The following is a 13,964-nucleotide window of genomic DNA, read 5'->3' on the forward strand; positions in this document are numbered from 1 at the left end:
GCCTGGGCGCCCGTGCCGGCGATCAGGGTATCGGCGACGTAGGTGTCGCCGCCATCCCCCTGGGCCACGAAGGGGCGCTGAGACAAGTCGACCGACACGATGGTGTCGGAGAGGATCCGGGTACCGACGTGCTCGGCCTGCAGGCGCATCTGCTCCATCAGGTCGGGCCCCTGAACGGCGGTCGCGAAGCCCGGATAATTCTCCACGTCCGTGGTGATCGTCAGCTGGCCGCCGGGCTGGATGCCCGTCACCAGGATGGGCTTCATGTTGGCCCGGGCGGCGTAGATGCCCGCGGTGTAGCCGGCCGGTCCGGCCCCGATGATGAGGACCTTCGTCTTGTGAGTGGTCATGGCGAGCCTGGACGTAGCGAGGGAGCGGAGATGTCTTGAATGTGCTCTACGCCGCAGCTTCAAGCACGGGCCGCGGACGATCATCGTTCGCCGGGCAGGTGTTAGGATCCACACACATCCGGGACGCCAGCGGTTCGGAGATCGTCACGAGCACGTTCGGGGTCTCGGATTCCGGCGGTGCCGGGCGTCTCGCTCCGGGAGCCACCGTGGCGCATGGGCAAAGACCCGTCGCCGATCGCCGTGGCCGGCTGAATGGGCGGCGCGGGGATGGGCTTCATGTCGGCCCGGGCGGGACAGAAGCCCACCGTGCCGGCGGCGTGCCCGGAGCCGACGATCACGCGTTTGGCGTACGTGTGGGCCATCTGTTTCGGCCTCCTCAGGCCGGTCCGGCCGCGCGTCGTGCGGCATAGACGTCGGCGAGCGCCTGAGCGATCACCGGCGTCGCGTCGATCGGCTTGTACGTCAGCTCCGCCAACTGACCGGTGAACGGCCGCAGCGCTCCGGCGATGGCAAGCCCGGCGAACATCCGCCGATGCCGAATATAGGTGCGCGGCAGGTCGAACAGCAGGACCGGCGCGCCGGTCGCCACCGCTTCGCTGACCATGTTGGCCGAGTCGGAGGTGACCACGATCGCCTCGGCGAGCGCCAGCATGGCGACGTAGGGATTGTCGCCGGACCCGTCCCAGAGGAAGCCGCCGGTCTCTGCCGCAAGGGCCTTCACGGCTTCGCGGAGCGGGTTGGGCGTCCGGCGGGAAATCGTCACCATGAGCCGGCAGCCCTGCGCCGCCAGCCCGCGCAGATCCTCCACGAGACGGATCATGTCGGTCTTGCGGTAGCTCAGATGCCGGCTGTCGCCGCCGACCAGGACCGCCACCCGCGGACCGTCGAGGCGCGCAAGGCGCGGATCCGGGCGGGCCCGGGCGGCGGCCAGTCGCGCGGCCGTGACGAGATGCGGAGCCGTGAGGGTCGTGAAGACGTTCGGGCCGCGCAGGTCGTCGTAATCCGGCACCCAGATGAAGTCGGCGCTGTCCGCGCCCATCCGCGGATCCTTCAGGAAGGCCGTGAAGGTCCGGCCACCCGTGGCGCGGCGCACCGCCCGCAGGTAGGGCACGGACCGGCGCCCGGACGCGATCAGGATGTCGGGGTAGGGGCCCGACAGGGCGCCGGCGCGCCGGCGCGGGCCCTCGCGGGGGTCGATCGGCCCCCACGGTGCCATCCACCCGAACGGTCCGGAGGCGGGCACCTTACGGGTCTCGAAGGCGAGCCCCAGAGTCTCGGCGATGCCGACGCACTGGTTCTCGTCGCCAGCCTTGCCGTCGGTGACGATCCAGGCGCGGGCGCGGGCGAGTTCGGGCAGGCGCCCGGGCCGCGAGTCCAAGCGGCTGAGCGGCGCGGTCTGCGACTCCGTCACGTCGATGCTTGCCATGCTCCTCACCGGAAACGCCCTACGCCGCGGGCCGGGGCGGACGGCCCTTCTCTAATCCCGCGGCAGGTCGCGGGCGAGCCACTGGGCATAAATGTCGGCGATCGCGGCCAGCCGGCGTTGCTCGAATTGCGGATCGTACCACGCGCCCCCGTAGCTGGACGGCGTCGCGGTCATCTGCGGATAGCGTCCCAGCACTTGGCCCTTGGGCCCGACCAGCAGGGCTTCGCCTTCCATGTAGTCGGTCTGGAAATTGCTGCCGAAGCCGGGCCGGTCGCCACTGCCGACATAGGGGCGCAGCGACAGACTGGTGACGACCACGACGAGGCGCGGCCCGCGGCCGCCGATGCGACCGGCGAAATTCTTCCGCAGGGCCGATGTGAGATCGGAAGCCAGCGCCTCGGCCTGCAGGCCTGCGCCCTTGTCCACGAGCGGCCGCACATCGACCCGGATGTCGGAGAAGACGGCGGTGGCGGGAAAATCGCCTGCCGCCGCGGATCCCGCGACGACACCGAGAATCAGGCCGGCAAGCCAGCCCCAGGAACGCGGGCGCATGCCTCAGCCGCCGTACTGGACGGCGACGACCTCGTAGGACTTGCCGCCACCGGGGGTGGTGACTTCGACGGTGTCGCCGACGCCCTTGCCGATCAGGGCGCGGGCGATCGGAGACGTGATCGACACGCGCCCGGAACGCACGTCGGCTTCCGGCTCGCCGACGATCTGGTAGGTCTTCTCCTCTTCCGTGTCCTCGTCGACGAGCTTCACGGTGGCGCCGAACTTGATCTTGTTGCCCGAGAGCTTGGTGACGTCGATGATCTCGGCCCGCGCGATCATGCTCTCCAGCTCCATCACGCGTCCCTCGTTATGGGACTGCGCCTCCTTGGCGGCGTGATATTCGGCATTTTCCGACAGGTCGCCCAGGGCACGGGCCTCGGCGATCGCCTGGATGATGCGCTGACGCTCCACCTGCTGCCGGTGCTTCAGCTCCTCTTCGAGGGCTGCGAAGCCGCGCACCGTGATCGGAACCTTGTCTATCGTCATCGTCTCGCGCCACAATGAAGAGGCCCGGCCGAGAGTGGAGCACTCTCTCCGGGCCACGAGATAAAGTCAGCGGAACCCTCAGGTTCAGGCCGCGAAGTATTCCTGCAACGCGCGGACCTTGAGATCGCCTTCTAGATAGGCCTTGATCCCCTCGGCCGCGGCCATCGCGCCGGCTAGAGTGGTGTAATACGGCACCTTATGCAAGAGGGCCGCACGCCGGAGCGAGCGCGAGTCCGAGAGGGCGCCGGCCCCCTCGGTGGTGTTCAGCACGAGGTGGATGCCGCCGTTCTTGATCGCGTCGACCACGTGCGGCCGGCCTTCGAGGACCTTGTTGATCCGCTCGGCCGGAACGCCGTTCTCGACCAGATAGCGCTGCGTGCCGCCCGTGGCCAGGATGGTGAAGCCGAGATCGGACAAGAGCTTCATGGTCGGCAGGATGCGGGCCTTGTCGGCATCCCGCACCGAGACGAACACGGCGCCCGCCTTCGGGACCTGCGTGCCCGAACCGAGCTGGCTCTTGGCGAAGGCCACGCCGAAGCTGGTATCGAGCCCGATCACCTCGCCGGTGGAGCGCATCTCCGGACCGAGGAGCACGTCGACGCCGGGGAAGCGGGCGAACGGGAAGACCGCTTCCTTGACGGCGATGTGCGGCAGCGTCTTCGGCTTCAGGCCGAAGGTGGACAGCGCCTCGCCCGCCATGAGCCGGGCCGCGATCTTGGCGATCGGCTCGCCGATGACCTTGGCGACGAACGGTACGGTGCGCGAGGCGCGCGGATTCACCTCCAGCACGTAGATGACGCCGTCCTTGATGGCGTACTGCACGTTCATCAGGCCGACGACGTTGAGCGCCAGCGCCATCGCCTTGGTCTGCCGCTCCAGCTCGTCCATGATCTCGGGCGAGAGGGAGCGCGGCGGCAGGGAGCAGGCCGAGTCGCCGGAATGGATGCCGGCCTCCTCGATGTGCTCCATGATGCCGGCGATGAACACGTCCTTGCCGTCGCAGACCGCGTCGACATCGACCTCGACCGCATCCGACAGGTAGCGGTCGAACAGGAGCGGGTTCTTGCCCAGCACCGTGTTGATCTGGCCGGTCTTGTCGTTCGGGTACCGGGCCTTGACCTCGGAGGGGATCAGGCTCGGCAGGGTATCGAGGAGGTAGTCGGCGAACTGCGTCTCGTCGCGGATGATCGCCATGGCGCGGCCGCCCAGCACGTAGCTCGGGCGCACCACGAAGGGCAGGCCGAGATCGGCCGCCACGAGCCGGCTCTGCTCCACCGAATAGGCGATGCCGTTCTTCGGCTGCTTCATCCCGAGCTTGTCCAGCAGCCGCTTGAACTGGTCGCGGTCCTCCGCGAGGTCGATGGCGTCGGGCGAGGTGCCGAGGATCGGCACCCCGGCGGCCTCAAGGGCCCGGGCGAGCTTCAGCGGGGTCTGGCCGCCGAACTGCACGATGACGCCGTGCAGCGTGCCGGCCTGCTTCTCGGTCTCGATGATCTCCAGCACGTCCTCGGCGGTGAGCGGCTCGAAATAGAGCCGGTCCGACGTGTCGTAGTCGGTGGAGACCGTCTCCGGGTTGCAGTTGACCATGATGGTCTCGTAGCCCACCTCCGACAGCGCGTAGCAGGCGTGGCAGCAGCAATAGTCGAACTCGATGCCCTGGCCGATCCGGTTCGGGCCGCCGCCGAGGATCACGACCTTCTTGCGGTCCGAGGGTTGCGCCTCGTCCACCACCGCGCCCGCGAAGGGTGCCACGTAGGTGGAGTACATGTAGGCGGTGGGCGACTTGAACTCGGCCGCGCAGGTGTCGATGCGCTTGAAGACCGGGCGCACGGACAGCGCACGCCGCGCCGCGCTGACCGCGGCCTCGTCGGTCTTGGCGAGGACGGCGAGGCGCGCATCCGAGAAACCGGCGGCCTTGAGCTGGCGGAAGGCGCCGGGGGTCTTCGGCAGGCCGTGCGCCTTCACCCGGTTCTCCAGGTCGATGATCGCCTGCAGCTGCTCCAGGAACCACGGATCGATCTTGCACGAGGCATAGACCTGCTCGTGGCTCACACCCAGCCGCAGGGCCTGCGCGACCTTGAGAAGCCGGTCCGGGGTCGGCGTGCCGATCGCCGCCTTGATGGCGTTGTGGTCGTCGCCCTTGCCGAGGCCCTCGATCTCGATGTCGTCGAGGCCGGTCAGCCCCGTCTCCAGGGAGCGCAGGGCCTTCTGGAGCGATTCGGCGAAGCAGCGGCCGATCGCCATGGCCTCGCCCACCGACTTCATGGCGGTGGTCAGCGTCGGCTCGGCGCCCGGGAACTTCTCGAAGGCGAAGCGCGGGATCTTGGTGACGACGTAGTCGATCGTCGGCTCGAACGAGGCCGGGGTCGCGCCGCCGGTGATGTCGTTGGCGATCTCGTCGAGCGTGTAGCCGACCGCGAGCTTGGCGGCGACCTTGGCGATCGGGAAGCCGGTCGCCTTCGAGGCGAGCGCCGAGGAGCGCGAGACGCGCGGATTCATCTCGATCACGATCATCCGCCCGTTCTCGGGGTTGATCGCGAACTGCACGTTGGAGCCGCCGGTCTCGACACCGATCTCGCGGAGCACCGCCAGCGATGCGTCGCGCATCACTTGGTATTCCTTGTCGGTCAGCGTCAGCGCCGGGGCGACGGTGATCGAGTCGCCGGTGTGGACGCCCATCGGGTCGATGTTCTCGATGGAGCAGACGATGATGCAGTTGTCGTTCTTATCCCGAACGACCTCCATCTCGTACTCCTTCCAGCCGAGCACGCTCTCCTCGATGAGCACCTCGTTGGTCGGCGAGGCGTCGATGCCGCGCTCGACGATGTCGAGAAACTCCTCGCGGTTGTAGGCGATGCCGCCGCCGGTGCCGCCCATGGTGAAGGAGGGGCGGATGATCGCCGGCAGTCCGACCTCGGCCAGCGCCATCAGCGCCTGCCCGATCGCATGCTCGCCGTAGCGCTTGCGCCGGTCGGTCTCGCCCGCGGCCCAGCTCTTCTCGAAGGCGGCCAGCGCCTTCTGCCGCGCCTCCGGCTCCGCGTTGGCGGCTTCGATGCGGGCGATCTCGGCGAGGTAGGCCTGCCGGTCGGCCTTCTTGGCCGTTGAGGCGTTGGCCAGCGCCGATTTCGGGGTGTCGAGCCCGATCTTGGTCATGGCGTCGCGGAACAGGCTCCTGTCCTCGGCCTTGTCGATCGCCTCCGCGGTGGCGCCGATCATCTGCACGCCGTACTTCGCCAGCACGCCCATCTTCTGGAGCGACAGGGCGCAGTTCAGCGCCGTCTGGCCGCCCATCGTCGGGAGGATCGCGTCGGGGCGCTCCTTCTCGATGATCTTGGCGACGATCTCGGGGGTGATCGGCTCGACATAGGTCGCGTCCGCCATGTCCGGATCGGTCATGATGGTCGCGGGGTTCGAGTTCACCAGGACGATCCGGTAGCCCTCTTCGCGCAGCGCCTTGCAGGCCTGGGTGCCGGAGTAATCGAACTCGCAGGCCTGTCCGATGATGATCGGACCCGCACCGATGATCAGGATCGAGGAGATGTCGGTGCGTTTGGGCATCTGCGGCCTTGTCGGGCCAAGCGCGCCCGATCGGGCAGGGCTGACTTCAGCCCTGCTCCCGGACGCGCGTGGCGGGATTGTCGTTGAGCCCCGCGTTTACACGGGCCACGGGCGCATTGGAAGGCCGGGACAACCGCGCATCCTCACGGTGCGTTCGACGCATGGATGCGACGCCGGTCGGCCGAATTGGAGCTCTTATAAATGAACGCCCGCGCGGGAAGATTTCTTGCTGGGTTCCGGAGCGATTTGTAGGCCTTGATCGATCGGCCGATCCGTCGATCGATACCACAACGAGTCGAGACCGAAGATGCTCTGGCCAGCCCCTATTTCCGCAATGCTTCTGATCGGATCGATCCTGGGCGCGAACGCTTCGGAAGTCGCCATCAAGACCCTGAACAGCGGTCCGGGCGGGATGATGGTCTTCGATCCGGCCTACGTGAAAATCCAGCCCGGCGACACGGTGCGGTTCGTGCCGGCCGACAAGGGGCACAATGCCGAGCTGATTAAGGGCATGGCACCCGAGGGGGCAGCGCCGTTCAAGACGGTGGTCGGCAAGGAGGAGACCGTGACCTTCGACAAGCCCGGCCTCTACGGAATCAAGTGCTCGCCGCACTACATCATGGGCATGGTCGGCCTGGTCCAGGTCGGCGACAAGCCCGACAATCTGGAGGCGGCCAAGGCGGTCCCGCAGAACAAGCTGGCCGCCAAGCGCTTCGAACCGCTGTTCGCGAAGGTCGAGTAGGCAAACGGGGTGGCGCCAGGCCGCCCCGTCCCGACTCAGAGGCCGGCGTGAAGCGCCGCGACGGCCCGGTCGATCGAGAGATAGAAAACCCCGAAGGCCACCACGGCGGCGGCCGCGAACTCGACGGCGACGTTCGAGAGCGTCTGCGCGCGGCGCAGCGCCTCGCGGCCGAAATAGAGAGAAACCCAGGCGAGGGCGAGGACCGCCGGCAAGGCGAACAGGTAGGACACCGTGCTCTCGACGCGGTCGAGCCCGCCCGTCGGATCGATGAGGGCTCGGATGTTGCGCACCCAGGGGGCGTAGAAGGCGGCATAGACGGCGGTCAGCCAGGACAGACCCACGGCGACGCCAAGGTGGAACGTGAAACTGCGATGCAGGCGGGAGAAATCGTCGCGCGCCTCGTCGATGGTCATCCGGCAATCCCCTGCGACGGGCCGAATGCGCGGGACGCGGATGCGCCGCCGTTCAGGGGCCGTCGTGGGCTCTCTTAAGCTGCCCGATCTGGCGGATTTTATGGCCCCGCCGCGGCCCGATTGGGATCGGGCCGCGGGAGCAACGCGGGCTCGGATCCGGTCTCAAGCGCCCTTGACGGTCTCCGGCGTGCCGGAGCGCATCAACGTTACGAAACGCTCGAACAGGTAGTGGCTGTCGCGCGGGCCCGGGGAGGCCTCCGGGTGGTGCTGCACCGAGAAGGCCGGGCGGTCGGTGAGCGTCAGGCCGCAATTCGAGCCGTCGAACAGCGACACGTGGGTTTCCACGGCCGTCTCCGGCAGGCTGTTCGGATCGACCGCGAAGCCGTGGTTCATCGAGACGATCTCGACCTTGCCGGTGGTCTTGTCCTTCACCGGATGGTTCGCGCCGTGGTGGCCCTGGCCCATCTTCACGGTCCGGCCGCCGAGGGCGAGGCCCATGAGCTGGTGGCCGAGACAGATGCCGAAGGTCGGCACCTTCGCGTCCAGGAGCTTGCGAATCACCGGGACCGCATAGGCGCCGGTCGCCGCCGGATCGCCGGGGCCGTTCGACAGGAACACACCGTCCGGCTTCAGCGCCAGAATCTCCTCCGCCGCGGTGGTGGCCGGAACCACGGTGACATCGCAGCCGGCCTGGGCGAGGAGGCGCAGGATGTTGCGCTTCACGCCGTAGTCGATGGCCACGACCTTGAGGCCCTCGCCGGGCGCGCGCTTGCCGTAGCCGTTGCCGAGCGCCCACACGGTCTCCGACCATTCAGACGGTGCACGGCTGGTCACCGGCGGCACGAGGTCGAGCCCTTCCATGGGGGCGAGGGCCGCCGCCCGGGCCTTCAGGGCCTCGCGGTCGAACTTGCCCTCGGGATCGTTGGCGATCACCGCGTTCGGCATGCCCTGGTCGCGGATCCGGGCGGTGAGCGCCCGGGTGTCGACGCCGGTGATGCCGACGATGCCGCGGGCCTTGAGCCAGCCGTCGAGATGCGACGACGAGCGCCAGTTCGACGGCTTCGTCACCGCCGAGGCGATCACCGTGCCGCGCACGCCCGAGGCCGGCGCCGCCTCCAGGCTCTCCAGATCCTCGTCGTTGGTGCCGACATTGCCGATATGCGGGAAGGTGAAGGTGACGATCTGGCCGGCATAGGAGGGGTCCGTCAGGATCTCCTGGTAGCCGGTCATCGCGGTGTTGAAGCAGACCTCGCCGTCGGCCACGCCGGTCTGACCGATGCCGAAGCCCTCCAGGATGGTGCCGTCAGCCAGCACCAGCAGAGCTGTCGCGACGGGCTCGGCCCAGGGCTCGGGCGCCCGAGTCTCGGGGGCATGCGCGGCGGCGTCTTGCAGCATGGGCTGAGTCTCGCTTATGTCCGGCCGAAGGCGGGCACCGGGTTGCGGCGCTCTCGGCTTGCAGCATGATCGTGTGCGGCGCTCTTAGCGAGCGGCCCGCGATGGGGTCAATGTGGTCCCGGCGCCCGCAGGGCTCAACACCCGCAAACCGCAGGCCAGTCCCCCGCTTCGACCGTTGGAAGGTTCACCGAGATGCTGCGCGCGCGCTTCACCACCGAGATGAAGGAGGCCATGAAGGCCGGCGACAAGGAAAGGCTCGCCACCGTCCGCATGATCCAGGCCGCCCTCAAGGACAAGGATATCGAGGCGCGGGGTCTCGGCAAGGAGCCGGCCTCCGACGAGGAGATCCTGTCGCTGCTCCAGAAGATGATCAAGCAGCGCACCGAATCGGCGTCGGTCTACGAGCAGGGCGGCCGCCCGGAACTCGCCGCCAACGAGCGCGCCGAGATCGCCATCATCGAGAGCTTCCTGCCGAAGCAGATGGACGAGGCCGAGATGAAGGCGGCCGTCGAGGCGGCGATCGTCGAGACCGGCGCGGCCGGGCCCAAGGACATGGGCAAGGTGATCGGCGCCCTGAAGGGGACCTTCGCGGGCCGGATGGATTTCGGCAAGGCGAGCGGTCTGGTGAAGGCGGCGCTAGCCGCGAAGGGCTGAGCCTCTCCCCGCAATCCTCCACCGGATTCCGAGCGCGTGAGGGACTCCGTTACGCCTCACGCGCTATAGGTGCGGGTTCACGCAACCCATCCCAGGCCCCGTGCGCTATCCGCCCCACATCCTGGAAGAGATCCGTTCCCGGCTGCCGGCCTCGTCGGTGGTCGGCCGCCGCGTGCAGTTGAAGAAGGCCGGCCGCGAGTGGCGCGGCCTGTCGCCGTTCAACGCCGAGAAGACGCCGTCCTTCTACGTGAACGACCAGAAGCAGTTCTATCACTGCTTCTCGTCCTCCAAGCACGGCGACATCTTCACCTTCCTCATGGAGACGGAGGGTCTCAGCTTCCCCGAGGCGGTCGAGCGGCTGGCGGGCGAGGCCGGCGTCAGCCTGCCGGCCCCCACCGAGGACAACCGCGCCAGCGAACGCAAGCGCGCCGGGGCGATCGAGGTCATGGAGATGGCCGCGCGCTGGTTCGAGGACCGGCTTCGGGCGGGCCAGGGCAGCGAGGCCCGCGCCTATCTCGAACGCCGCGGGCTCAAGGACGAGACGCAGCGAGCCTTCCGCCTCGGCTACGCGCCGAACGATCGCTACGCCCTGCGCGACCACCTCGCCGGGCAGGGGGTCGACAAGGCGCTGATGGTCGAACTCGGCCTCATCGCGGCCGGGGAGGGCGTCTCGGTCCCGTACGATTATTTCCGCGACCGGGTGATGTTCCCGATCACCGACACACGCGGCCGGGTCGTGGCCTTCGGCGGGCGGGCCCTCGCCAAGGAGGTGCGCGCCAAGTACCTGAATTCCCCCGAGACGCCGCTCTTCCACAAGGGCCGCACGCTCTACAACCTCCACGGCGCGCGGAAGGCCGCGCACGAGCGCGGGTCGATCATCGCGGTCGAGGGCTACGTCGACGTCATCGCCATGACGCTCGCCGGCCATCCCGAGACCGTGGCGCCCCTCGGCACCGCGCTGACGGAGGATCAGCTCGGCCTGCTCTGGCGCCACGCCGACGAACCGATTCTCTGCTTCGACGGCGACAAGGCCGGCCAGCGGGCGGCCTTCCGGGCCCTCGACATCGCGCTCCCGCTCCTCGCGCCCGGCCGCTCGCTCCGGATCGCGCTGCTGCCCGGCGGCCAGGATCCCGACGACCTGCTGCGGTCGGGCGGCCCGGCGGCCATCGATCAGGTGCTGACGGCGGCGTTGCCGCTCTCCGAGCTCCTGTGGCGGCGCGCCCTCGAAGCAGGGCCGGTCGACACGCCCGAGCGGCGCGCCGGCCTGACGCAGACCCTGCGCACCACCGTCGCGACGATCCGCGACGAGACCGTACGGCGCTATTATCGCGACGATATCGAGGAGCGCCTGCGGAGCCTGTCACCCCGCAGCGCGCGAGCCGCCGCCGGCGGGGCTCCGCGCGGACGCCCGCGTTTCACCCGGCCCGGCGAGCCCGTTTCGCCGCGCATCACCGGGAGTCCGAGCCCCTCCATGACGGCCTCGGCAGGCTTCACGGGCGCCGCTTCGGTGCGCGAGGCGGTCATCGTGGGCACCCTGCTCGCCCATCCCGAGATGATCGCGGAGTTCGGCGAAGAGACCGCCGATCTCGATTTCGAGGATCCGGATGCGCGGGGGATTCTATCGGTCCTCCTGGCCTGCGCCGCCGAGGACGAGCATCCGGTGCCGGAAGTGTTGCAGAACCGCATCAATCGCGCCGGACTTGCTGCGGCTGCCGAGAGAATCCTCGCCCTGGCCCGCTCTCGGGACCGCACGACCCTGGCCCCGCACGCCGATCCCGCACACCGCGCAGACGCCCTGAGACAGGCGATGATCTTGCACCGGCAGGCAGGAGCGCTACATAGCGAACTTCGCGAAGCACGGCAGGCGTTTGAAGACGATCCGACCGATGCCGGATGGGCATGGCTCTGCGAAGTGAAGGCGAGGCTGGAAACCGTCATCGCCGCCGAGGCGGAGGCCGACGCACCGGTGTCGAGCGACTCGACGGCCGCGTGATCCCTGTGTCATGGCGGTGGCGGCGGGCGGAGTCTCGCCATAGTTAACAATCGGTCAAGCCTCAGGCTTGCATACGGAAACCGACGACTCAAGGCGACTGGAGCAATCCGGCGCCGATCTCATACAGCGGCGCCGACGGCGTGGAGCGGCCCCATCGGGGCCTCCGCAACGCGCCGCGTGCGAAACAATAGGCTGATCATGGCGACGAAGGCAACGGAACGGGACGAGACGGACGCTGCCCCCGAGCAGCAGACCGACGGGCCGCTCCTCGACCTGACGGATGCTTCGGTCAAGCGGATGGTGAAGCTCGCTAAGAAGCGCGGCTACGTGACCTACGAGGAGGTCAACGAGGTTCTGCCCGAGGGCCAGTCCGATCCGGACCAGCTCGAGGACGTGCTGTCGCAGCTCTCCGAGATGGGCATCAACGTCGTCGAGGCCGAGGAGACCGACGAGGCGGCCGGCGAGAAGGCCGCCGAAGGCGAGGAAGAGGAGGCCGAAGGCGGCGAGGTCGCCGAGGTCGCGCCGGCGCGCGCCGTCACCGTCGCCACGACCACCAAGGAGCCGACCGACCGGACCGACGATCCGGTGCGGATGTACCTGCGCGAGATGGGCTCGGTGGAGCTCCTGTCCCGCGAGGGCGAGATCGCCATCGCCAAGCGCATCGAGGCCGGGCGCGAGGCGATGATCGCGGGGCTCTGCGAGAGCCCGCTGACCTTCCAGGCGATCATCATCTGGCGGGACGAACTCGTGGAGGGCAAGGTCCTCCTGCGCGACATCATCGATCTCGAGGCGACCTACGCGGGGCCGGACGGCAAGAACGCGCCGCAGCTCGGCGAAGGCGAGGAAGGATCCGAGGACGGCGAGCCGCCGGCGCCCCCGGAGGGCGGCGACGACGAGGACGACCTCGAGAACAACGTCTCGCTGGCCGCCATGGAAGCCGAGATCAAGCCGCGGGTCCTCGAGACCTTCGACGCGATCGCCGCGAACTACCGCAAGCTGCGCAAGTTCCAGATCGAGGGCACCGAGCGCAAGGCGGCGGGGGAGCAGAACACCCCGGCCCAGAATCAGAAGCAGGCCGAGCTGAAGGACATCGTCGTCGCCGACGTGAAGTCCCTGTCGCTGAACAACAACCGCATCGAGGCGCTGGTCGGTCAGCTCTACTCGATCAACAAGCAGCTGATCGGCCACGAGGGCCGGCTGATGCGCTTCGCCGAGAGCCACGGCGTGGCCCGCGACGAATTCCTGCGCCACTATCAGGGTTACGAACTCGATCCGAACTGGATGGAGCGCGTCGGCACGCTGGGCGGCAAGGGCTGGAAGAACCTGGTCGAGCGCGGCTCGAAGCAGGTGGCGGAGCTGCGCGCGCAGATCCTCGATCTCGCCTCCGAGACGGGCTTGGAGATCGGCGAGTACCGCCGGATCGTCAACATGGTCCAGAAGGGCGAGCGCGAAGCCCGGCAGGCCAAGAAGGAGATGATCGAGGCGAACCTGCGCCTCGTGATCTCTATCGCCAAGAAGTACACGAACCGCGGCCTGCAGTTCCTGGACCTGATCCAAGAGGGCAACATCGGCCTGATGAAGGCCGTGGACAAGTTCGAGTACCGGCGCGGTTACAAGTTCTCGACCTATGCCACGTGGTGGATCCGGCAGGCGATCACCCGGTCGATCGCCGATCAGGCCCGCACGATCCGCATCCCGGTGCACATGATCGAGACGATCAACAAGATCGTCCGGACCTCGCGCCAGATGCTGCACGAGATCGGCCGCGAGCCGACCCCGGAAGAGCTGGCCGAAAAGCTGGCCATGCCGCTGGAGAAGGTCCGCAAGGTCCTGAAGATCGCCAAGGAGCCGATCTCCCTCGAGACGCCCATCGGCGACGAGGAGGACAGCCACCTCGGCGACTTCATCGAGGACAAGAACGTCGTCCTGCCGATCGACGCGGCGATCCAGTCGAATCTGCGCGAGACCACGACCCGGGTGCTCGCCTCGCTCACGCCCCGCGAGGAGCGTGTGCTGCGCATGCGCTTCGGCATCGGCATGAACACCGATCACACCCTCGAGGAGGTCGGCCAGCAATTCTCGGTGACCCGCGAGCGCATCCGTCAGATCGAGGCCAAGGCACTGCGCAAGCTGAAGCACCCGTCGCGCAGCCGGAAGCTCAGGAGCTTCCTGGACAACTGAGCCCACGCCGCGGATTACGCGGCGCTTTCCCGTCGACCGCGTTGCTTCGGCGCTGCGCGGCATCCACTCTGGCGCCATGCTCGAACGCCGCCCGCCACCGCCCGGATCCCCGACGGCCTTCGCGGACGGATCGGAGGCCGACGACGTGCCCTTCGGCGCGCTCCAGCCCTCCGTCGGCATCCGCGACTGGCTGCTCGGCGAGGGGCGCGGATGC

The 13,964-nt window shown here is 68.4% G+C and carries 11 protein-coding genes and 1 pseudogene; 5 read left to right on the forward strand and 7 right to left on the reverse strand.

Annotated elements, in window-relative coordinates; all coding sequences use genetic code 11:
- The 5 genes from I53_RS25380 to carB form a co-directional block, all read right to left on the reverse strand.
- On the reverse strand, positions 1 to 350 hold a 350-nt coding region (locus tag I53_RS25380), incomplete at its 3' end, for an FAD-dependent oxidoreductase (RefSeq protein WP_043356017.1).
- A gap of 376 nt (positions 351 to 726) precedes the next feature.
- Positions 727 to 1,776 (reverse strand): mitochondrial fission ELM1 family protein, encoded by a 1,050-nt coding sequence (locus I53_RS25390; protein ID WP_043356021.1) that lies wholly within the window; start codon positions 1,774 to 1,776, stop codon positions 727 to 729.
- Between the two features lie 51 nt (positions 1,777 to 1,827).
- A complete protein-coding gene (locus tag I53_RS25395; protein WP_043356024.1) occupies positions 1,828 to 2,328 on the reverse strand; it encodes a hypothetical protein in 501 nt (166 codons plus the stop codon).
- Positions 2,329 to 2,331: 3 nt separating this feature from the next.
- Positions 2,332 to 2,808 (reverse strand): transcription elongation factor GreA, encoded by a 477-nt coding sequence (gene greA / locus I53_RS25400; RefSeq protein WP_170861838.1) that lies wholly within the window; start codon positions 2,806 to 2,808, stop codon positions 2,332 to 2,334.
- 90 nt (positions 2,809 to 2,898) lie between these two features.
- Positions 2,899 to 6,372 carry a carbamoyl-phosphate synthase large subunit gene (gene carB, locus I53_RS25405; protein ID WP_043356025.1) on the reverse strand — a complete coding sequence of 1,158 codons (3,474 nt, stop codon included), beginning with the start codon at positions 6,370 to 6,372 and terminating at the stop codon, positions 2,899 to 2,901.
- 334 nt (positions 6,373 to 6,706) lie between these two features.
- On the opposite strand from carB, the gene I53_RS25410 reads away from it, so the two are divergent.
- Complete coding sequence (locus tag I53_RS25410; protein WP_236952857.1) at positions 6,707 to 7,114, forward strand: pseudoazurin; 408 nt, start codon at positions 6,707 to 6,709, stop codon at positions 7,112 to 7,114.
- Positions 7,115 to 7,149: 35 nt separating this feature from the next.
- Here I53_RS25410 and I53_RS25415 read toward each other — a convergent pair whose 3' ends face one another.
- Together I53_RS25415 and carA are read right to left on the reverse strand one after the other, a co-directional pair.
- Entirely contained in the window at positions 7,150 to 7,527 is a 378-nt protein-coding gene (locus tag I53_RS25415) for a hypothetical protein (RefSeq protein ID WP_043356030.1), read from the reverse strand.
- 162 nt (positions 7,528 to 7,689) lie between these two features.
- Entirely contained in the window at positions 7,690 to 8,922 is a 1,233-nt protein-coding gene (carA, locus tag I53_RS25420) for a glutamine-hydrolyzing carbamoyl-phosphate synthase small subunit (protein ID WP_043356032.1), read from the reverse strand.
- Between the two features lie 192 nt (positions 8,923 to 9,114).
- Between carA and I53_RS25425 the strand changes: the two genes are divergently transcribed.
- The 4 genes and pseudogenes from I53_RS25425 to I53_RS35510 form a co-directional block, all read left to right on the forward strand.
- The gene (locus I53_RS25425; protein WP_043356034.1) at positions 9,115 to 9,576 is read left to right on the forward strand and encodes a GatB/YqeY domain-containing protein; all 462 of its coding nucleotides are present in this window, start codon (positions 9,115 to 9,117) and stop codon (positions 9,574 to 9,576) included.
- Between the two features lie 100 nt (positions 9,577 to 9,676).
- Positions 9,677 to 11,569, forward strand: coding sequence for a DNA primase (dnaG, locus tag I53_RS25430; protein WP_043356036.1), 1,893 nt, complete (start codon positions 9,677 to 9,679; stop codon positions 11,567 to 11,569).
- 198 nt (positions 11,570 to 11,767) lie between these two features.
- Positions 11,768 to 13,750: an RNA polymerase sigma factor RpoD gene (gene rpoD / locus I53_RS25435; protein WP_043356038.1), complete on the forward strand. Its 1,983-nt coding sequence runs from the start codon at positions 11,768 to 11,770 to the stop codon at positions 13,748 to 13,750.
- Positions 13,751 to 13,826: 76 nt separating this feature from the next.
- Positions 13,827 to 13,964, forward strand: a pseudogene (locus I53_RS35510) (adenylate/guanylate cyclase domain-containing protein); the annotation flags it as partial.

The organism is Methylobacterium sp. B1 (assembly GCF_000333255.1).
Taxonomy (GTDB): Bacteria; Pseudomonadota; Alphaproteobacteria; order Rhizobiales; family Beijerinckiaceae; genus Methylobacterium; species Methylobacterium fujisawaense.

Coding starts and splice junctions, on each gene's coding strand:
- I53_RS25395 (WP_043356024.1), bottom strand. CDS start 2,328: ATGCGCCCGCGTTCCTGGGGCTGGCTTGCCGGCCTGATTCTCGGTGTC.
- I53_RS25415 (WP_043356030.1), bottom strand. CDS start 7,527: ATGACCATCGACGAGGCGCGCGACGATTTCTCCCGCCTGCATCGCAGT.
- I53_RS25390 (WP_043356021.1), bottom strand. CDS start 1,776: ATGGCAAGCATCGACGTGACGGAGTCGCAGACCGCGCCGCTCAGCCGC.
- I53_RS25410 (WP_236952857.1), top strand. CDS start 6,707: ATGCTTCTGATCGGATCGATCCTGGGCGCGAACGCTTCGGAAGTCGCC.
- carB (WP_043356025.1), bottom strand. CDS start 6,372: ATGCCCAAACGCACCGACATCTCCTCGATCCTGATCATCGGTGCGGGT.
- carA (WP_043356032.1), bottom strand. CDS start 8,922: ATGCTGCAAGACGCCGCCGCGCATGCCCCCGAGACTCGGGCGCCCGAG.
- rpoD (WP_043356038.1), top strand. CDS start 11,768: ATGGCGACGAAGGCAACGGAACGGGACGAGACGGACGCTGCCCCCGAG.
- I53_RS25425 (WP_043356034.1), top strand. CDS start 9,115: ATGCTGCGCGCGCGCTTCACCACCGAGATGAAGGAGGCCATGAAGGCC.